The 20,275-nt window shown below is 67.0% G+C and carries 13 protein-coding genes; 3 read left to right on the top strand and 10 right to left on the bottom strand.

The window, feature by feature from the left end; genetic code table 11:
- Positions 1-93: 93 nt before the first annotated feature.
- From addA to ahcY, 8 genes are all read right to left on the bottom strand, one after another.
- Positions 94-3,489, bottom strand: a complete 3,396-nt coding sequence (gene addA / locus DD559_RS17665) for a double-strand break repair helicase AddA (protein ID WP_116470323.1) — start codon at positions 3,487-3,489, stop codon at positions 94-96.
- Between the two features lie 6 nt (positions 3,490-3,495).
- Entirely contained in the window at positions 3,496-6,435 is a 2,940-nt protein-coding gene (gene addB, locus DD559_RS17660; protein WP_116470322.1) for a double-strand break repair protein AddB, read from the bottom strand.
- A 73-nt stretch (positions 6,436-6,508) separates the two neighbouring features.
- Positions 6,509-7,261: a nucleotidyltransferase family protein gene (locus DD559_RS17655; protein WP_116470321.1), complete on the bottom strand. Its 753-nt coding sequence runs from the start codon at positions 7,259-7,261 to the stop codon at positions 6,509-6,511.
- Entirely contained in the window at positions 7,258-8,229 is a 972-nt protein-coding gene (locus DD559_RS17650) for an aminoglycoside phosphotransferase family protein (protein WP_206364586.1), read from the bottom strand. The genes DD559_RS17655 and DD559_RS17650 overlap by 4 nt, the downstream gene beginning before the upstream one ends.
- Positions 8,226-8,684, bottom strand: a complete 459-nt coding sequence (gene tsaE, locus DD559_RS17645) for a tRNA (adenosine(37)-N6)-threonylcarbamoyltransferase complex ATPase subunit type 1 TsaE (RefSeq protein WP_116470320.1) — start codon at positions 8,682-8,684, stop codon at positions 8,226-8,228. The genes DD559_RS17650 and tsaE overlap by 4 nt, the downstream gene beginning before the upstream one ends.
- A complete protein-coding gene (locus tag DD559_RS17640) occupies positions 8,681-11,020 on the bottom strand; it encodes a PAS domain-containing sensor histidine kinase (protein ID WP_116471011.1) in 2,340 nt (779 codons plus the stop codon). Before DD559_RS17640 ends, tsaE begins: the two co-directional genes overlap by 4 nt.
- A 111-nt stretch (positions 11,021-11,131) precedes the next feature.
- Positions 11,132-14,215: a TonB-dependent receptor domain-containing protein gene (locus DD559_RS17635; protein ID WP_116470319.1), complete on the bottom strand. Its 3,084-nt coding sequence runs from the start codon at positions 14,213-14,215 to the stop codon at positions 11,132-11,134.
- A gap of 226 nt (positions 14,216-14,441) precedes the next feature.
- Positions 14,442-15,860: an adenosylhomocysteinase gene (ahcY, locus tag DD559_RS17630; protein ID WP_116470318.1), complete on the bottom strand. Its 1,419-nt coding sequence runs from the start codon at positions 15,858-15,860 to the stop codon at positions 14,442-14,444.
- A gap of 150 nt (positions 15,861-16,010) precedes the next feature.
- Between ahcY and DD559_RS17625 the strand changes: the two genes are divergently transcribed.
- Complete coding sequence (locus tag DD559_RS17625) at positions 16,011-16,583, top strand: WG repeat-containing protein (RefSeq protein ID WP_116470317.1); 573 nt, start codon at positions 16,011-16,013, stop codon at positions 16,581-16,583.
- Positions 16,584-16,598: 15 nt separating this feature from the next.
- On the opposite strand, the gene DD559_RS17620 is transcribed toward DD559_RS17625, so the two are convergent.
- The gene (locus DD559_RS17620; protein WP_116470316.1) at positions 16,599-17,159 is read right to left on the bottom strand and encodes a YqgE/AlgH family protein; all 561 of its coding nucleotides are present in this window, start codon (positions 17,157-17,159) and stop codon (positions 16,599-16,601) included.
- Positions 17,160-17,275: 116 nt separating this feature from the next.
- Between DD559_RS17620 and DD559_RS17615 the strand changes: the two genes are divergently transcribed.
- Positions 17,276-17,758: a peroxiredoxin gene (locus DD559_RS17615; RefSeq protein ID WP_116470315.1), complete on the top strand. Its 483-nt coding sequence runs from the start codon at positions 17,276-17,278 to the stop codon at positions 17,756-17,758.
- A gap of 233 nt (positions 17,759-17,991) precedes the next feature.
- Positions 17,992-19,428, top strand: a complete 1,437-nt coding sequence (locus DD559_RS17610; protein WP_116470314.1) for an AMP nucleosidase — start codon at positions 17,992-17,994, stop codon at positions 19,426-19,428.
- 42 nt (positions 19,429-19,470) lie between these two features.
- On the opposite strand, the gene DD559_RS17605 is transcribed toward DD559_RS17610, so the two are convergent.
- Positions 19,471-20,217 (bottom strand): SIMPL domain-containing protein, encoded by a 747-nt coding sequence (locus DD559_RS17605; protein ID WP_116470313.1) that lies wholly within the window; start codon positions 20,215-20,217, stop codon positions 19,471-19,473.
- Positions 20,218-20,275 lie beyond the last annotated feature (58 nt).

The raw sequence follows: 20,275 nt of genomic DNA, 5'->3' as shown, positions 1-20,275 counted from the left end.
GCAATATCTCCTGAACGATCGTGTTGATCGGCTATCTATGTGCGCGGGTGCCCAGGCTCAAGCATCGGCACCCAAGCTTTGCTCCTACCCGGCCTAGCCCGGCTTGTGCTCGACGAGAAGAGCCTCGGGCAATGCGTACAGTACCGGCCCCGCCGCATAGAGCAGCGCCGCTTCCACGGTTCGCCCCGGAAAGATCACGCGCAGCGCAGCGACATAGGCCGCCATCTGGCGCAGATGATAGGGCGGGATTTCCGCCAGCGACGCCGGCGCGCGGCGGCCGGTCTTGAAATCGACCACCCGCACCCGATCCGGCCGCACCACCAGCCGATCGACCGTGCCGGAGACGACGATCCCATCCGCCACCACCGCCGCGATCGGCGCCTCGCCCAGCGCGTCCGGGCCGAACAGTTCGGCGAAGCGTGCGTCTTCCGTCACCGCCAGCGCCGCATCGATCAGCGCCGCGCGCGCATCTGCATCGGCGACGCCCCCGGCGCCCGCCAGCCATCGATCGGCGGCCGCGCGCCGCGACTGCCGTGGCACGCCTGGCAAGCGTTCGAACAGCGCGTGGAGCAGCCGTCCCCGCTCTGCCGCCGCCCGCATCCCGGGGCCGGGCGGCGGATCGGCCACCTGATCGTCGCCCAGCGAGGAAGGCGCCAGCGGACGCGGCGGACGCGATTCCTCAGGCGCGCGGACCTGCAGCCAGCCCGGCAGCGCGGGCACGGGCGTCGGCTCGCGCAGCGGCGGCGGCGGCACCGGCATGGCCGGTGCCTGCGGCCCGATCCCGCGAAACGCGCGCAGCCCGTCCGGGTCGGCCGCCACACCCAGCGAATCGAGGGCCGCGGCGCTGGCGGCATACCAGCTGGCCCTGGGCGGCACCCCCTTTGCCTGCGGACCCAGGGCACCGGCAATCACCAGCCGCTCCTCGGCCCGCGTCGCCGCCACGTAGAACAGCCGCCAATGTTCCTGCAGTTCGCGGGCATCGGCATCGGCCAGCGCCTCCGCCAGTGCGCCATCCCGCTCGGCGCTGCGGGGGCGGAAGATCGGGAACTTCTCGTCCAGCCCTTCCGGCGCCCATTTCAGGAAGCTGCGCGGGCTGCGCGTGGGATCCACGGTCGCATCCGCCAGGATCACCAGCGGCGCCTGCAACCCCTTCGATCCATGCGCCGTCATCACCCGAACGGCCGGCTGCGGCTGGGCAGCGTCGCGCACGATTTCCACGTCGCCGCGATCGAACCAATCGAGAAAGCGCTGGAGCGACGGGGTGGCGCGCGTCTCGAAGGTCAGCGCGGCATTCAGCAGTTCCTCGATCGGATCGCGCGCTTCCTCGCCCAGTCGCAACAGTAGCTTGCGCCGCCCCTGGATCGCGCCGGACAGGATCTCCTCCAGGAACCGATAGGGCGTCGCCACGTCCGCGCGGCGCAGCAGATCGTAGAGCGGCGCCAGCCTTTCGGTCGGCTGGGTCGCCCGCAAATGCCGCCACAATCCGCCGCGCGGGCGCACCGCCGCCGCCAGCAGATCCTCCTGGCTCCAGCCGATCAGCGGCGAAACGAGCAGCGCCGCCAGCGACAGGTCGTCTTCCGGCTGAAGCGCGAAGCGGATCGCCGCCAGCAGGTCCTGCACCGCCAGCGGCGCATTCAGCCGCAGTCGATCCACGCCGGCCACCGGCACGCCTTCCTTGTAGAGCCGGGCGACGATCAGCGAGGCAAGCTCGCCGCGCCGTTTCACCAGCACCATCACGTCGCCGGGGGCCAGCATCCGCCCCTTGCTCTCCAGCGGCAGCGTGCCGATCCAATCCTTGATCTGCCGGGCGATCCGTGCGGCGAGCGCGCGGGTGGCGTCGCCGATCCATTCCTCCTCGTCCGCCTCTCCCGCCCCTTCGATCACCGGCGGCCACAGCGTCACGCTGCCCGGCCCCGGCACTTCGCTGGCATGGGGTTCGACATCGCTCAGTTCTCCCATGCCCGGCGCGGGCAGCGCCGCGATCGCCGCATCGACGAATTCCAGGATCGGCCGCGTCGAACGGAAGCTGTGGGTGAGCGAAAGCGATTCCAGCGCGCGCGCCTCCACTTCATAATCGCTGTGGATCTGCGCCAGCCGCTTGAACCGCTCGAACGCGGCCTGGAAGAAAATCGGATCGGTGCCCTGGAAGCCGAAGATCGCCTGCTTGTAATCGCCGACGGTGAACAGCGTGCGGGTGAGATCGCCGCGCGCGCCCTCGCCCGCGAAGAATTCGTCGGCAATGGCCGATACGATCGCCCATTGCCGCGGATTGGTATCCTGGGCCTCGTCGATCAGGACATGCTCCGTCGTCTGGTCGAGCTTGTAACGAACCCATTCGCCCATGCCCGGCTGGCCCAGCAACGCGATGGTACGGCCGATCAGGTCATCGAAATCCACCGCGCCCAGCCGCCGCTTGGCCGCCGCATAGGCGCGGGCATATTCCCGCCCCGCGTCCAGCCCGCGCGCGAGCAGGTCGACATAGGCGGCGCGCACCGCCATCGCCAGCAGCGCGCCGCAGTGCCCATGGAGCCGCATCGCGCTTTCGGCATAATCCGGATCCTGCGGCGCCTGCCCCTTGACGAAGGAGCGCGGCTCCCCCTTGGCGGTCGCCCAGACGAGATGCAACTGGTCCAGCGTCGCCGCCCGCGCTGCCGGGTCCCGCGCCAGCCAGGCGGCGATAACATCCGCACGTTCCAACCCGCGCGCCGTGCCCCATTGCGCATTGGCAGCAGCGATATTGCGTAGCGTTCGCACATCGAATGCGCTGTCGGCGCAGCTGGTTGCGATCGCTTCTCGGATATCGCCATCCGGCAGGTCGAAGGCGCGGCGCAGCCAGGGGCCGATGCCGCCGGGCAGCGCCTCCAGCGCTTCGCCGGCCCGCGCGCACTCCTGCAGAAACCCTTCGGCACCGCCTTCGCCGAGCCGCAGGCTAAGCGCGCCGATCGCATCGATCACGCCCTCGCGCCCCTCGCGCCGCGCATCCACCAGCATCTCGGCCAGTGTCTCGCGAGCCAGCACCGCCTCCTCACGCGCCTCCAATGGGCGGAAGCCGGGCACCAGCCCGGCTTCGACCGGAAAGGCGGCCAGCAGCGACTGGCAGAAGCTGTGGATCGTCTGGATGCGAATGCCGCCGCCCGGTGCGTCAAGCACCTTGGCGAACAGGGTTCGGGCGCGGGCGCGCCCCTCGGGGCTGATGCTTTCCCCCAGCGCGTCGAGATCGGCGACGAGTTCGGCATCGCTCGCCCGCACCCAATGCGCCAGGCGGCCGGTGATTCGCTCCGACATCTCGGCCGCGCCGGCCTTGGTGAAGGTAAGGCACAGGATCGCCGACGGATCGGTACCAGCCAGCAGCAATCGCCACACGCGTGCCGCCAGCACCTGCGTCTTGCCCGTCCCGGCAGAGGCGGAAAGCCAGATATGGCGCCGAGGATCGCTGGCGCGCTTCTGGTTGCCTTTCAGCGGATGGAGCTTGGTGGGGCTGCGGCTCATGCTGGGCTATTCCCGCCCATACCATTCGTCCCGACGCATCAGCTGATCATATTCGGCATAGGGCGCATATTCCGGCACGAGCTTGGCAGTGAACGGCGCATCGCCGGTCAGCCATGCGGCGGCAGCCTCGCTGAACTCGCGCGCCGCGATGCTGACGAAATCCTCGACCGGGATCGGATCGCGCTTCTTGGGATCCACCGGCGAATCGACATAGCCGAAGCCGCCGGTGCGCGGATTGCGGGCCAGCGACCAATATTCGAAGCAGCGCGCCTCCCCGGCGATGCCCTGGAATCCGCCGCGCTCGGCGATCAGCCCCAGCAAGCCAAGCTGCAGGCTGAACCCGGCTTTCACCGCGCGCGTGCTCGGCGGCTGACCGGTCTTGTAATCGACAATGGCCAGGCTGCCATCGCCCAGACGATCGACGCGATCGAACTTGCCGCGCAGCGTCACCCCGGCGATCTCGATCTTGCCGTCCTGCTCCACCGCGAGCACGCGACGGTTCTTTGCGGCATTTTCCGTCAGCTGACCGGCGATCCAGTCGATCGCCTCGATCAACCGCGGCTGCCACAGCGCCCGGATCAGCGGATGGGTGCGCGTATCGGCCAGCATCGCCTCGGCGCGGGCGCGCAGCCGATCCGGGCGACAATCCTCTTCTTCGAACCATTTCTGCAGCACATCGTGCACGGCCGTGCCGCGCCACGCCGCACTCGGATCGGCATCCACCGGGTCCAGCGGCATCAGGCGCAACATCCGCCGGGCATAAAAGGCATAGGGGTCCGCCTTCAGCCGGTCGACCTCGGTGACGGAGATCGCCTTGGGTCGCGCCGATGCCGGCGGTGCCGGTTCCGGCCGGGCGGCGGGGCGATGTGCATCCGGCGCGTCGATCGCCGCCATCCAAGCCGCCAGATCGTCCGCCCGCTCCAGCCCACCCGACAGCGCTTCCAGCCGCAGCCAGAAGCGCGAGGCGATCGTCGGCGCGCTCGCATCGCGCCGGGCACGGGTGAGCAGCACGTGCCGCGCGCCCAGCCCGATCGCGAGATCGTGCGCCGAAACCCCGATCCGCCGCTCCAGCCCCGGCAGCCCCAGCTCGGCGCGAATGCGCGGCGCCAGCCACGGATCGGGCGCGGGCAGCCCCGGCCACACGCCTTCGTTCAGCCCGCCCAGGATCATCAGATCGGCGCTATGCAACCGTGCTTCGATCAGGCCCAGGATCGCCAGCCGCGGGTGCCCGCCCTGCGGCGGCCGCACCGCCACTTCGTCCATCAGCGTGCGGAGCAACGGCGCCAGGCTCTGCGGATCGGCGAGCGCGGGGCCGTGCGCGGCTTCCCGCTCCAGCTCGTCGAGCAAGCCAGCGGCGGCGCGGCCGTCCTCGCGACTCCACAGCATGTCACCACCCAGCGACTGAGCCGCTTCGCGCAGCATCGCCACCAACGCCGGTAAAGGCTGCGTCCCCCCCGCGAACACCGTTTCCAGCGGCGCCAGCAACGGCGAAGCCTCCGCCCACCAGGTTTCAGCCTCGCACCGGATCGGTCCATCGCGGCCGTCCTGCTCGGCCAGTTGCGCCGCGATCCCGGCCAGTCCCGGCGCAGGCCTGGGGCCCCGCAGCGCGAGATCGAGCGCACGGGCACCATCCAGCCAGGCCGCGCGATCATCGGGGCGCACCAGCGGATGCTTGAGCAGCGTCAGCAGCGGCATCGGCGCGAACGCCTGCGCCGCCGCATCGGCCAGCGCGAGCAGCAGGGTGCCCGGCGGCGTGAGCGACAGCGGCTGCCCGGCCGAGTCGTCCACGCGGATACCCCATCGCGCGCAATGCGCCGCCACCCGGCGCGCCAGCGCCCGATCCGGCGTTACCAGCGCAGCGGTGCGCGCCGGCGTCTCCAGCGCCTCGCGTAGCGCCAGGGCGATGGCCTGGGCTTCTTCCGCAGGAGTCGCCAGTTCGAGTGCGCGAACCCCCTCCAGCCGCCGCTCGCCGGCCGGCAGCGCGCTCCAATGATGTGTCAGCTCCGGCGGCTGCATGGCGGAGGCGATGGCCTTGCTGCGGGCCGGGGGCGCATCCAGATCGCTGGCGACGCGCCAGGGATCGAATTCGTCGCGATGCACGCCCATGCGATCGAGCAGCAGCTTCAGGTGGAACTGCGGATGCGTTTCCAGGCTGCGCCGCCGCCTGCCGGTCACCGGATCGGGCATGTGCGGACCCAGCGATTCCCACTCGGCATCGCCCATCCCCGTTGCCAGACCAGGCAGCACCACCATGCCGCCGGGCAGCCCGGCAACCACCCGCAGCAGCCGCGCGATGGCTGGCGCGCCGGTGGTGATGCCCGCGGCACAGACAAAGCCCGCCGGCGGTGCCGCCGTCCAGCGCCGCCCCACCCGATCGAGCAGCTGCCGCCGCCGCTCGGCCAGATCGACACGGCCCAGCCGCGCCAGCTCCGCCGGCCAGCACGACAAGACGATTTCAAACAGCGCGAGCGAGCGTTCCCAATGCACCGAAAGCTCGGGCCCGAGATCGAGTTCACGGAGCCGATGGGGCGCCACCTCCTCCACCAGCAACTGGTCCAGGGTCGTCGCCAGTTCCCCGGCCAGGCGCACCGCCTCGGCCGCGTCCAGCCGCGCATCCTGCCCCTGGATCAACCGGGCGAGGATCATCCGGCGCTGGAGCGGATCGACCGCGGGGGGCACCGGCTCGGCGTCCTCCACCCCTTCGAACACCGCCTCGTCCAGTTCGGGGTCGCCGATCGCCACCAGCCGGGGCAGCAGCAGCCCGCCGCCACTTTCGCGCACGAACGCATCCTGCATCGCCCGCTTGGCGCGATTGTTCGGCAGCAGGACCACGCCGCGGGCCAGCCGCAGCGGGTCCGCGCCGAAGCGGCGGATCAGCCCGATCGCCAGCGCATCGGCAAAGGCGCGATGCGGCGGAATGGTATACAGGTGGAGGGCGTGCGGCATCCGGCTCGGCGGCTAGGGAACGGAGCGCGAACCTTAGCGGCCAATCCCCGGTGGGTGCAAGCGATGCGCCGCCTCAAAGCTCCGCCAGCGCCACCTCGGTCTCGCGGATCGCGCGCGGCGAGCCGACGTCGAACCACAGCCCCTGGTGCACCGCGCCCCACAGTCGCCCGGCGTCCAGCGCGCGGTTCCAGAACAGGTTGGTGGAAAACGGCCCTTCCGGCCAATCGCGGATCACGCGCGGCGACAGGATCTGGATGCCGGTGAACACGAACGGCGCCAACCGGCCGGGCTTGCGGCGCTCGGTGATCCGCCCAAACGGGTCCAGGCGGAAATCGCCCTGCCCGCGATGGCAGGTCGCGCGTGCCAGCGGCACCAGCAGCAACAGCGCATCCATCTTCGCATCGTCCCACTGCGCCGCGAGCAGCCGGATCGCGTCGCTCGGCCCATCGACCCACAGATTGTCGCTGTTGACGCACAGGAAGGGATCGTCGCCCAGCATTTCGCGTGCCTGCACCAGGCCGCCGCCGGTTTCCATCAGCCGGGCGCGTTCGTCCGAAATCTGCAGGTCGATGCCCTTCACACGGGCACGAAGATGCGCCTCCAGCTGATCGGCCAGGTAATGGACGTTCACCACCGCGCGGCGGACGCCCGCCGCACTCAGCCGATCGAAGACGTGGTCGATCAGCGGCTTGCCGGCAACGTCGATCAGCGGCTTGGGCCGGGTCACCGTCAGCGGGCGCATCCGCTTGCCTAGGCCTGCCGCCATCACCATCGCGGTCTTCGGAACGGCGGCGTTCGGTTGCGGCCGCAGCGAATAGATCGTCATGCCGCGACCACCATCGGATCGCCGCGCTTCTCGGCAGGCACGTTCGCGGCGAACCAGTCTGCCACCGGTTTCAGCGCCGGATGCGCCAGATCGCGCTCCAGATAGGCCCAGACGCGCGGGCAAAGCACGGGGTAGCGCGGCTTGCCGTCCCGCTTCCACAGCCGCGTGAAGATGCCGATGATCTTCGCGTTCCGCTGCGCGCCCAGCACATGATAGGCCGTGTCGAAGTCGTCCTCGGCGCCGGTGATCCGACGGTAGCGATCGAGCATCGCGGCCTCCAGCGCCGGCGCCACGTCCCGTCGCGCGTCCTGCAGCAGCGACACCAGGTCATAGGCCGGATGGCCCGCAAGCGCATCCTGGAAATCGAGCAGTCCCAAGCCTTCGCCGCCTTCGATCAACATCAGGTTCTCGGCATGGTAATCGCGCAGGACCGTGACGGGGCGATGACCATCGAGCAACGGCGCCAGCGCCTGCTCCCAGGCCGCGCGATAGCCGGCGACGTCCACCGCAAGCCCGACCGCCGGGCAATACCATTCGACGAACAGGCCCGCCTCGCGCAGATACTCCGCACGGTCATAGGGACGGTCCACGCCCGCAGCTTCGCCGTGCAGTCGCACCAGCAGATCAACTGCGGCACCATAGAGGCGAAGTTCGCTCTCCGGGGCGGCATCCACGGTCTCGCGCAGCCGCGCATCGCCGAAGTCCTCCAACAGCACCAGGCCCTGCTCCAGATCCTCATGCAGGATCGCAGGCGCCGCGAAACCGTGGGTGCGCAACCAGCGAGCGACCGCGATAAACGGGCGCGGATCCTCGTGCGGCGGCGGCGCATCCATCAGGATCGCACTGCGATCATGGTCAATCACACGGAAATAGCGGCGGAACGAGGCGTCGCCGGCGAGCGGCAGGACCTCGGCGCCGTCCCAGCCGGCTGCGGTAAGGAACGCGGGCGCCGTGGTCGGCGGATTCATGTCAGGGGCCATCGGCCCTTCCATGCCGCCGGCACGCGCGCTGTCAAGGCGCGGACGCCGTCCGGCCCGACCGACAGGGTGAGCCACAGCGCATCCTGCCACGCCGCTGCCCCCAGCCGCTCGGGCCATTCGACAAGCAGCAGCGAATCGCTCCGGGCGTCATCGAGCCCCAGTTCCTCCGCCTCCTCCGGATCTTCGATGCGGTAGAGGTCGACATGCAGCACCGGCATCCGCACCTCGGGCGGATCATAGGGCTGGACGATCGCGAAGCTCGGGGACGGCGCCTCGCCCTCCAGTCCCAGCGCCGCGAGCAGGCCGCGCGCGATGCTGGTCTTGCCCGCTCCCAGGGGACCAGACAGGGCCACGACGTCGCCGGGCCCCACCACCGCAGCCAGCGCCACCCCCAACGCCAGTGCCTCGTCGAGCGAGGCCAGCAGGATCGGTGAATCGTTCATCCGCGCGGCAGCTCCACGGTGATCAAGGTGCCTTGGCCGGGCTCCGAGATCAGTTCGATCCGGCCGCCATGCGCCTCGACAAATTGTTTGGCCAGCGGCAGGCCCAGCCCCAGCGCGCGATCGTCCCCGCGCGCCGATCCAACCTGGGCAAAGCGATCAAAGGCCCGGGCCACCACTTCCGGCGCCATGCCGGGTCCGTCGTCGCTCACGATGATCCGGGCGACACGGTGATTGCCATCGAGGTGCAGCAGCACCCGGCCGCCTTCGCCCGCCCCCGCAAAGGCGTGACGCAGCAGATGCTCGACGGTCTGGCGGATGCGCCGCGCATCGCCATGCACGGTGCCGCACGTGCCGGCATCCTCCACCACCAGCGCGATCCCCTTCGCCTTGGCCAGCGCGGCGATGCTCTCGGCCGCGCTGCTCGCCGCCAGTTCGATATCCACGATCTCGCGTTCGATCGGCTGGCCTTCATTCTGGGTCAGGTCCAGCACGTCGTCGATCAATCCGCCCAGCCGATCGACCGACAGCAGGATCGCCTCCACATATTCCTGACCGCCGGCACTCAGCTTGCCCGCGAATCCGCCGTGCAGCATCTCGGCAAAACCCTTGATCGAGGTGAGCGGCGTCCGCAGCTCATAGCTCATATTTGCCACGAACGCGGTTCGCACCCGATCCGCCGCCTCCAGCGCCTCGTTGCGGTCGCGAAGCGCGCGCTCCACCCGCTGGCGATCGGTGGTGTCGAGCATCGTCACCATCGCGTTGCCGTCCGGCAGCGGAACCGCCGCGATATCGTAATGGCGGCCATTGGCGAAGGTGATGATCGAGCCGCGCTGCTGCCGGTCCTTCGCGGCCAGCCGGATCAGATCCCCCAGAATGTCGCCGCGCGCCGGATTGGACAGCTTGGCGCTGGCCACCTTCACCAGCGTCGCAATCTGGGGGTGCCCATCCAGGAACCCGTCTTCGAAATTCCAGATCTGGCGGAACTTGCGGTTCCACAGCTGCAACCGGCCCTTGCCGAACACCGCCACGGCCTCGGCCAGGCTGTCCAGGGTCGCCGCGCGTACCTGCTGCATCTCGCCATGTTCGCGCTGCAGTTCCAGTTGCTGGGTCTGGTCTTCGAACAGCAGCAGCAGCCCGCCTTCGGGCAGCGGCTGCGCCACCACGCGCAGATGGGTGGTGCCCACGCTCCAGCTTTCCTCCACCGCCTCCGGGGTGGTGAACCATTCGCGGCGTTCGTTCTTCCAGGCCGGGAAATCACGCACGTCGGGTAGCTTGCGGGCCTCACGCATCCGTTCCAGGACGCGATCGAATTCGGGCCGATCGGCCAGCCATTCGTTCTTCATCGCGAACATCCGGCGGAACGGCTGGTTGCAGAACACCAGCCCGCGGTCCGACCCGAACTGCGCGACCCCGGCGGACATCCGGTCCAGCATCGCCCGCTGCGCCTCGGCGAAGCGCTTCAGCCCGCCACGGGCGCGCTCCAGATCTTCGATGTCCACCGCGAAACCGGCGATGCCGCCCGTCGGCAACGGCACGTCGTGCAGCCGCAGCATCCGCCGAGCGCCGCCGATCGTAGCCGGCATCGCGGCCGTCTGCGGCTGCTGCGAATCGCGGGCGATGGCGGCATTGGCAAGCGGGCCGCCCAGCCCGGCACCATCGACCAGTTCCACGCTGCGCGAAACGACATCTTCGGCATCCTGCCCTTCCACGGCCTGCACATAGGCGGAATTGACCATCAGCAGCCGCAGATCGGGGCCGCGATACCACATCGGCATCGGCGCCGCCTCGATCAGCGCGGTCAGCGCGTCGAACGCCGCCCGCAACCGATCCGCCTCGCGTTCCAGCCGCGCGACCTCCGCTTGGCTGTCGGTGGCATCGACGAACCACAGCTGCACGCTGCCCGCAGGCTCCACTTCTTCCGAAGCCCGCTCGCCCAGCACCAGCAGCGTGCGTTCCGAACCGCGCACCGGCAGCCAGATGCGGAAGGGCTGGCCGGCACGCTGCGCCGCCTCGACATGGTCGGCCAGCGCCGCGGCATCCTCCGGCGCCAGGCCCGCTTCGCCCTGCGACAGGCCCGCCAGCGAGTCCGGCAGCGATTCCAGGCCGAGCCACCCGCTCAGGCGCGCGGAGAGATCGACCCGGCCATCGGCCCGAACCACCATCGGCGCGGCGGGCGAGGTGCGGGCGAACCGGAGCAGCCGGCGATTCTGGTCATATACCGCCCGCGCCGAAGCCTGCGCGGCAAGGCCGGCATAGAGCGCCCAGATCGCCCCGATCAGGACGAGCGCCAGCATCGCCCCGACGATCGTGGCGCTGTTTTGCGAAAGGACGATCACGTGCGGTCGCGAAGAATAGCCATCGGCCATTCTTTAGGCGAAACAAGGGGCGAACGAAAAGAGGCCCGGCAGCAATGCCGAGCCTCTTCGCGTCTTGCGTGGAGATCGAGTTTAGAACTTCACGGTCGCACCCAGGTACAGGAAGCGGCCGACATTGTCGTAGATCGCGCTGTTGCCCGCGCTCGTCCCGACACCCAGCAGACCGTAAGGCGGCCGCTTGTCGGTCAGGTTGTCGATGCCACCATACAGGGTGAACTGGCGGTTCACGTCCACCGATCCGCGGATCGCGTGATAGAATACGCGCGGATAATAGACGACATCCGCGTAGTTGGGATCGAGCGGCGGCACGCCGTTGGTGGTGTGCTGCGTCTCCCAATCGGTGATCGACTGCCGACCCACATAGCGCACCTGATAGCCGAGCGTGACCGGGCCATGGGTATAGTCGATCGAGGCGTTCGCTGCCCAGATCGGGTCGCCCAGTTCGCCCTTCACCCGATCCGGCCGGTCCGGCGTGTCCAGGTACGGATAGTCGGTCCGGTTGCGTACATACGTGGCCACGCCGCGCAGCACGATCTTATCGTTCGGGGTCAGGTTGTGCGAATAGGACAGATCGAAGTCGATGCCCTTCGCACGCAGCGCCGCGAAGTTTACGCTGCTCTGGAGCAACGCTGGCGTGGCGAAATAGCCATTTGCCTGGCGCGGATTGATCAACTTGCAGAACTGGTTGTTCAGATCCGGGGCATCATAGCAGGCATCGAGGATGGTCTGCGCATCGACCGAACTGATCACGTTGCTGATCTTGATGTCGTAATAGTCCGCGGTGAACGCCAGGCCCGGAAGGAAGCGCGGCTGCACGATCACGCCATAGGTCCAGCTGCGCGAGGTTTCCGCCGTCAGATTGGGGTTGCCGCCCGAGAGAATCTCGAGCGTGCCGGCGCGCGTACGATCGTTGATGAAATTCGCCGGAACGCCCGCCGCCGCGCAGTTCGCCGCACGCGTTGCACGGCCCTTGTTGATGAAGTTGGCGTCACAAGGATCGTCGACGCCGGCGAAGTTCTGCGACGGCGAGGAATACAGATCGCCCAGCGTCGGCGCACGGACGGACTTCGAATAGTTCACGCGGAACTTGATGTCGTTGATCGGTGCGTAGATGCCACCCGCGTTCCAGGCCCATACGGTGCCGGTCGCACCCTTGTAGTCGGCGACGCGGACGGCGCCGTTGACGGTCAATTCCTTTGCGAACGGCAGGTTGCGCAGCAACGGCAGCTCCAGTTCGCCATAGGCTTCCTTCACTTCGAACGAGGTCGGGTTGAAGTCCGGAATGGCATTGAGGAACGTCGCACCGCTCTTCACCAGATCGTCATACTTGTACGACGCGGTTTCCCGGCGATACTCGCCGCCGATCGCGAACCGAACCGGTCCACCGGGAAGTTCGAACCACTTCGCCGTGTCGCCGATCACGTTGGCATTGATGTCTAGTTCGGTCGCCTTGCCGGTGCGAAGCGACGTCGTGTTGATGTAATTGCGGGCCGCTTGGCTGACGGATCCGTCACCCAGCACATTGATCGGCACGCAGCGCGGATCGGTTACGCTCGTCTGGTTGATACGGCAGACGATATCGCCGGCGGCATTCCGAACCGCATCCACCGAATTGTAGAAGTTCTGCTCGATGCGATTGTTGTAGAAACGCGAGGTTGTGTGGAACTCGCCATAATTGACCGAAACGTCGTACTTCCAGGTGTCGTTGAAATCGCCTTCTACACCGGCGACGAAACGATAGGTGTCGCGACGATCGAACTCGTCGCGGGTACCCATGTCGTTATTGTTGCGATTGAGGCGGAAGAACTCGGCCCCGGCGGGCAGCAGCGAACGGATCGTGGCGGCCGCGGAAGGCTGCAGATACGGATTGTCCAAGCGGATCGGAATGCCGACGCTGGTGCCGTAGTTGACAAGGGCCGGACGGACGATCGGGTTACCGGCATCGTCGAAGTCGTTGATCAGTCCCTGTTCGCCGCCCTGGGCGAAGGTAGGCGTGCCCTGGCTGAAGCTCTCGACCCGGACGAACTTGGCTTCGAAGAACGGACGGAAGGCATCCGAAACGTCATAATGGCCCAGGATGTTGGCCACATAGCGATCCAGGCGCGGCACCAGCGTGCCGCGATCGTTCAGCGTCGCGCCATCGCCGCCCTGGTTGTTGCCCGAACCCGCCGGCCGGAAATCGGTGCCGTAGTTATATTCGTAGAGCGAGCCATCCGGGCGGAAGCCGAAGATGCGCGGGAAGCCATTGGGCACGCAGGCATTGGCCGTCTGGCACGAACGCAGGCTAGTGCCGTTATAGGCAACGAAGTTACCGCCATTGTCATAGCCGTAGCTGTGCACCCCGCTAAGAAACGTGCGATCGGGCCGGTTGTTGTCGAGTTGCGGATTTTCGACCAGCTGGAACTGGTTGCGGCCGGCAAAGGCGCCGGTGAGCGACGGGCGATCGGCGTAGGTAACCAGATTGGCGCGGTTATATTCGAGCGAAACCGCGATGTTGCCGCGCCCTTCCGAGAAGTTCTTCCCGAAGGTGCTCGACAAGCGATAGCTGCCGCGATCCCCCTTATCGCTGATACCGGCCTGCGCGTTCAGCCGAACGCCTTCGAAGTTCCGCTTCAGCACGAAGTTGACGACGCCGGCCATCGCGTCCGAACCATAGACGGCAGAGCTGCCGCCGGTGACGATGTCGACACGGTCGATCAGATCGGTAGGGATGGTGTTGACGTCAACCTGGAACTCACCCTCGGAGGCGGTGACATGGCGGCGGCCATTCACCAGTACCAGCGTACGGGCGGTGCCGAGACCGCGAAGATCGAGCAAGTTCAGGCCGGCCGTGCCGATGAACTGCGTCGAGCTCGCCTGGCTGAACGTCGACCGAAGCGACGGAAGGTCGTTGAGCGCATCGCCGACGACCACGCCGCCCGAGCGCGTCAGATCGTTCAGCGAAACCGACGTAACGGGAATCGGTGAGTCCAGCGTCGGCCGCGCAATGCGCGAACCGGTGACGACGATCTCGCTCGGCTCCGCCGGCGCCGCCGTCTGGGTATCGGTGGATGCAGCGGTCTGCGCGCCTGCGGGAAGCGCGATCTGCGCCGCGACAAGTGCTGCGAAAGACGCGGTCAGCTTCAGGCTGCCGCGACGCGGTTGCGAAAGACGCATGGAGAACCCCTTTTTATGTACGCCTTAATACGTGGGGTCGCGCTGGTCGGGGTGCGTGTCTCGCGTTTCTTTCAATATTACCAAAATGTGTCAGAGCGTTCGTTTCGCATTGCCGCGATAGGGATATCACAATGATTTAACACAATTTCGTCATTGTGTTGCCGATCAGCAACGGAAAAGGCCGCCCCGATCGGGACGGCCTTCTCGCAACCTCTGGTCTGCGCGATCAGTAGCGATAGTGATCCGGCTTGAACGGGCCAGCCACCGGCACGCCGATGTACGAAGCCTGCTTCTCGCTCAGCTTGGAAAGCTGCACGCCCAGCTTCTCCAGGTGCAGCGCCGCGACCTTCTCATCCAGGTGCTTCGGGAGCACATAGACTTCGTTCTTGTACTGGTCGCCGCGGGTCCACAGTTCGATCTGTGCCAGCGTCTGGTTGGTGAAGCTGGCCGACATCACGAAGCTGGGGTGGCCGGTGGCGCAGCCCAGGTTCACCAGGCGGCCCTTGGCGAGCACGATGATCTGCTTGCCGTCCGGGAATTCGACCAGGTCGGTGCCCGGCTTCACTTCGGTCCACTTGTAGTTCGACAGGGCCGAGATCTGGATCTCGCTGTCGAAATGGCCGATGTTGCACACGATCGACATCGGCTTCATCGCCTTCATGTGATCGGCGGTGATCACGTCGGCATTGCCGGTCGCGGTGACGAAGATGTCGGCGCGCTTCACCGCCTCTTCCATCGTCACGACTTCAAAGCCTTCCATCGCCGCCTGCAGCGCGCAGATCGGATCGATTTCGGTGACCATCACGCGCGCGCCGCCATTGCGGAGCGACTGGGCCGAACCCTTGCCCACGTCCCCGAAGCCGGCGACGCAAGCGACCTTGCCGGCGAGCATCACGTCGGTGGCGCGACGGATCGCGTCGACCAGCGATTCCTTGCAACCATACAGGTTGTCGAACTTCGACTTGGTGACGCTGTCGTTGACGTTGATCGCCGGGAACGGCAGCTCGCCCTTCTTGGCGATCTCGTACAGGCGGTGCACCCCGGTGGTGGTCTCTTCCGAGACGCCCTTCAGGTTCTGCACGGTCTTGGTGAGGTAGCCCGGATACTTGGCGACGAACGCCTTGAGCGCGCGCTGGAACTCGACTTCCTCGTCATTCTCCGGCTCGCCCAGCGTCGCGCCGGCTTCGAGCTTGGCACCCCAGAGCGCGAACATGGTGGCGTCGCCGCCGTCGTCTAGGATGATGTTGGCGGTGGTGCCGTCACCATCGGCGCCCCAGTTGAAGATGTCGCCGACATAGTCCCAATATTCGGCCAGGCTCTCGCCCTTCACCGCGAACACCGGCACGCCGGTGGCGGCGATCGCGGCGGCGGCATGGTCCTGCGTCGAGAAGATGTTGCAGGTTGCCCAACGGACCTGCGCGCCGAGCGCGGTCAGCGTTTCGATCAGCACCGCGGTCTGGATCGTCATGTGGAGCGAACCGGTGATGCGCGCGCCCTTCAGCGGCTGCGATGCACCGAATTCCTCACGAAGCGCCATCAGGCCGGGCATCTCAGTCTCGGCGATGTTGATTTCGGCGCGACCGAAATCGGCGAGGGCGATGTCCTTGATGACATAGTCGTTGGTAGCCACTGGCTGCTTCTCCACTTCAAGCAAAGTCTAGGCGCACCGGGAATCCATCCGGTCGCATGGGTGCGCCCTACTCGCTTCCCGATAGCCGCGCAATGTTAATATAAAGATATCTTTATATCTGAACGAAAGCCTTTCCTTCCTGCCAGGCTGCACCAAATAGGCGGCATGGCACTCGCCCCTGTCCTCGCCCTTGCCCTGGCGGCAAGCAGCGCGCCGCTTCCCGTGCAGGAACGGGCAACCGCAGATGCAGCGATCCCCTGCCAGTTCGTTTCTGCAGCCGGCGAGCTGGTGACGATCGCACGATGCGCGCGCACGGCGCATCCGACGCCGCAGATCGTGGAAGCCCAGCGGAAACGGCTGCACTTCGATCGCCACGGGCTCGCCGCGGTGGCGATCGGCGATCAATGGTTCTATTACGATCGCAAGGGGGCCGCTGCCCCGGTGATGGTGATGGATAACGGCGCCGAAGCGTTTGCGGATGGTCGGGCGCGATCGCGCGCCGATGGCAAGATCGGCTTCATCGATCGCTCCTTGCGCCTGGTGATCCCCCGCCGCTATGACGGCGCATTGCCCTTCGCAGACGGCCTCGCCGCCGTGTGCATCGGCTGCACGTTGCAGCGGGATGGGGAATATCACCATTTCGCCGGCGGGCGATGGCTGTGCGTCGATCGCACCGGCCGCGAAACGCCCGCGGCATCGGGCGAGACGGCCTGCGCGCGCGACTCCCGCCGCCGGTAATCCCGACGCGCCGGTTCAGGCGGTGCCGGAGCTTCCTGTCAGCAAGCGCGCATCGATGCCGGCGGCATTGAAACCCTCGGCCCAGCGCTCATACACATCGGTGTCGTAAAGGAGTGCGGTATTGGCCGGCGTGTTGAACCAACCGTGCCGGGTAAGCTCCGCCTCCAGTTGCCCCTCGCCCCAGCCGGCATAGCCGAGCGCGACGAGCCAGCGGCTGGGGCCCCGCCCTTCCGCGATCGCACGCAGCACGTCGATCGTGCCGGAAAGTTGCCAGCGGCCGGCCACATCGATCGTATCCTGCCCGCTCCAATCGGCCGAATGGAGCACGAAGCCGCGGCGCGGCTCCACCGGGCCGCCGAAATGCACGGGAGCATCCGGCACATCACCCGGATCGATATCGAACTGTTCCAGCAGATCGTGGAGGCGCAGCCCCTCGATCGTGGCACCGATGCCGATGCCCAGCGCCCCCTCCCCATCGTGCGCGCACATCGCGATCACGGCGCGTTCGAAGCGCGGATCGCCGATACCCGGCATGGCGAGCAGAAATTGGCCCGTAAGAGAAGGCGACGAATCCATAGGTCCCAACATAGTGTTCGCCGGTTCTACCGGCCAAGCTTGAAATTGTTTCGCACCATGCGAAGGAGGCTGCGGCCGCGCAAACGCATGGCCACAGGATTCGAAGGAGAGAGCATATGACGATCCAGACCGGCGACCACATCCCCGACGCCAAGCTCGTCAAGGTCACTGCTGAAGGACCGGACCAGGTCGACGCCCCCGCCTATTTCGCCGGCCGCAAGGTCGCGCTGTTCTCGGTACCAGGCGCTTTCACCCCTACCTGCTCGGCCAAGCACCTGCCGGGCTTCGTCGAACATGCCGATGCCATCAAAGCCAAGGGCGTGGACGAAATCGCCTGCACCGCGGTCAACGATTTCTTCGTAATGAAGGCCTGGGGCGAAGCGAACGGCGTTGCCGGCAAGGTAACGATGCTCGCGGACGGCAACGGCGCCTTTGCCGAAGCATTGGGCCTGACGCTCGACGGCTCGGCATTCGGCCTGGGAACGCGCGGCCAGCGCTTCGCGATGATCGTCAACGACGGCGTCGTCGAACAGCTGTTCGTCGAAGCCCCCGGCGCGTTCGAAGTCAGCTCGGCAGAATATGTGCTGAGCAAGCTCTGATCGCAGGCGGAGCACACTACCGCCTTACCTTAGTCGTCATTCCCGCGATGGCGGGAATCCATTTGCCAGGCCGTCTCGGCAACCGCCGTGACGGCACCATCAATGGATCCCCGCATTCGCGGGGATGACGCCGGGATGGATGGGGGTGCCGGGATGGCGAATAGCGCCGCTACCCCCCTGCCCTTTTCCGCCCCCGACTTGCCAGAGTCATCTTCCGCGCTTAGCGATGGAAGATGACTCAAGCCTCCGATATCGTCGCCGATCTGGATCGGCTCTATCGCGCCTCGGTCGAACGACTGCAGCAGGCGCTCAACCGCTACATCGCCGATGGCACCACGCCGGACCCGGAGACGCGGACCGATGGTTCCTTCGCCTATCCCGAACTGCGGATCACCTATCGCGGCGGGCTCAACCGGCCCACGCCGCGCCGCTCGTTCGGGCGGCTCGTCGAAGCGGGCGACTATCGCATCACCGTCACCCGCCCGGCGATGTTCTCCGACTATCTGACCGAGCAGCTGACCTTCCTGATCGAGGATTATGACGTCGAGGTGCACGCGGTCACCGGGCGGCAGGAAATCCCCTTCCCCTATGTGCTCGATCCCAACACGATCCTGAGCCTGGACGACGTTTCCGCCACCGAACTGGGCCGCCACTTCCCGGCGACCGAGCTGTCGCATATCGGCGACGAGATCGCCGACGGAATCTGGGTCAGCCAGGACGAGACGCGCCCGCTGGCGCTGTTCGATGCGCTGCGCACCGATTTCTCGCTGGCCCGGCTCAAACACTATACCGGCACCCCGGTAGAGCATTTCCAGCAATATATCCTGTTCACCAACTATCACCGCTATGTCGACGAGTTCGTCCGCTGGGCCTGTGCACAGCTCGGGCCGGACAGCCGCTTCACGGGCGTATCGGGCGCGGGCGGGATCGTGATCGAGGATGCGGCCGATGCCGACCGGCTGGTCAGCGACGGCGCATGGCGGCGGCACCAGATGCCCGCCTATCACCTGATGGCCGAGGGCCGCTCCGGCATCACGCTGGTGAATATCGGCGTCGGCCCGTCCAACGCCAAGACGATCACCGATCACCTGGCCGTGATCCGGCCCGAGGCATGGCTGATGATCGGCCATTGCGGCGGCCTGCGCCCCAGCCAACGGATCGGCGATTATGTGCTGGCGCACGCCTATCTGCGCGACGACCATATCATGGACGACGTGCTGCCGCCGGAGATCCCCATCCCGGCCATCGCCGAAGTCCAGCAGGCGCTGGCGCGGGCGGCCGAGACGGTCTCGGGCCAGTCCGGCGACGAGCTCAAGCAGCGGCTGCGCACCGGCACGATCGTCACCACCGACGATCGCAACTGGGAACTGCGCTATTCGCAGTCGGCGCTGCGCTTCTCGCTGAGCCGCGCGGTGGGCGTGGACATGGAATCGGCGACGCTGGCCGCCCAGGGCTATCGCTTCCGCGTGCCCTATGGCACCCTGCTCTGCGTGTCGGACAAGCCGCTGCACGGCGAACTCAAGCTGCCCGGCCAGGCCAACCGCTTCTACGAGCGCGCGATCGCCGAACATCTCAAGATCGGCATCGAAGCCTGCGAGGAACTCCGCCGCGAAGGCGCCAAGCTTCACAGCCGGAAATTGCGCGCGTTCAACGAACCGCCGTTCCGCTGATCCACGGGGTTCCCGGCGCCTGCGCGGCGCCGGGATACCACGTCATTTGGTGAGTTCGAATTCCACCACGATCGACGTTTCCACGGTCACCGAGCCGTCAGTGCGTTTGAACATCCGCGCGAAGGCCTGCGGGCCCTGGGTGATGACCTGCTGCAACTTGGTCTGGATGCCGGGCATCAGCGGCCCGCTGCCGCCTTCGCTGATCCGCACGACGCGGTTGATGCGCATCCCCATTTCCTTGGCATAAACCTCTGCATCGGTGCGTGCGGAGCGCAGCGCCAGGGCCTTCACTTCGCGCTGGGCCGTCAGGATACGCGCCTCGTCGGCATCGAATTTCGGCGATCCCACCGTCACATCAATGGCTTCCAGCTTGGCCTTGACGGCTTCCGCAACCGCAGCCGAGGTCACCGTCAGCTGCTTCACGTCCGGTACCGAGAATTTGGGCTTGCCCGATCCGGCGGCATCGCTCGCCATATCCGGGTCTTCACTTTCAGCGCTGTCGGTGGCGGCCTTGATGAACGCGTCGACGGAGGTTTCCCCCAAGGCCGATGCCGGGATATTCTCAGCCTTCAAGATTTCCTGCACCTTCGCCATCTTGGCGTCGACCGCACGCTCCGCCTCGGCCTGGGTGTCGCCTTCGCCCTTGAAGCTGATCACCATGCTGACCCGGCTCGGCTTGACGTCCAAGGCGCCGCTGGCGACGATCTCCAGCGACACGGGCCGGCTCTGCGCTGCCACCATCGTCGGCGTGAGCATCGCAGCAGCGGCAATCAACGTCATGATACGCATGTACTTCTCCTCCGTTTCGGCGGCGAACCTGCACGAAACGGAGGAGGATGTCGCGCAG

The organism is Sphingomonas pokkalii, assembly GCF_003096275.1.
In the GTDB taxonomy this organism is placed as follows: Bacteria; Pseudomonadota; Alphaproteobacteria; order Sphingomonadales; family Sphingomonadaceae; genus Sphingomonas; species Sphingomonas pokkalii.
This window is presented reverse-complemented; position numbering and strand designations above follow the sequence as displayed.

Coding starts and splice junctions, on each gene's coding strand:
- addA (WP_116470323.1), bottom strand. CDS start 3,489: ATGAGCCGCAGCCCCACCAAGCTCCATCCGCTGAAAGGCAACCAGAAG.
- addB (WP_116470322.1), bottom strand. CDS start 6,435: ATGCCGCACGCCCTCCACCTGTATACCATTCCGCCGCATCGCGCCTTT.
- DD559_RS17655 (WP_116470321.1), bottom strand. CDS start 7,261: ATGACGATCTATTCGCTGCGGCCGCAACCGAACGCCGCCGTTCCGAAG.
- DD559_RS17650 (WP_206364586.1), bottom strand. CDS start 8,229: ATGAATCCGCCGACCACGGCGCCCGCGTTCCTTACCGCAGCCGGCTGG.
- tsaE (WP_116470320.1), bottom strand. CDS start 8,684: ATGAACGATTCACCGATCCTGCTGGCCTCGCTCGACGAGGCACTGGCG.
- DD559_RS17635 (WP_116470319.1), bottom strand. CDS start 14,215: ATGCGTCTTTCGCAACCGCGTCGCGGCAGCCTGAAGCTGACCGCGTCT.
- DD559_RS17625 (WP_116470317.1), top strand. CDS start 16,011: ATGGCACTCGCCCCTGTCCTCGCCCTTGCCCTGGCGGCAAGCAGCGCG.
- DD559_RS17620 (WP_116470316.1), bottom strand. CDS start 17,159: ATGGATTCGTCGCCTTCTCTTACGGGCCAATTTCTGCTCGCCATGCCG.
- DD559_RS17615 (WP_116470315.1), top strand. CDS start 17,276: ATGACGATCCAGACCGGCGACCACATCCCCGACGCCAAGCTCGTCAAG.
- DD559_RS17610 (WP_116470314.1), top strand. CDS start 17,992: ATGACTCAAGCCTCCGATATCGTCGCCGATCTGGATCGGCTCTATCGC.
- DD559_RS17605 (WP_116470313.1), bottom strand. CDS start 20,217: ATGCGTATCATGACGTTGATTGCCGCTGCTGCGATGCTCACGCCGACG.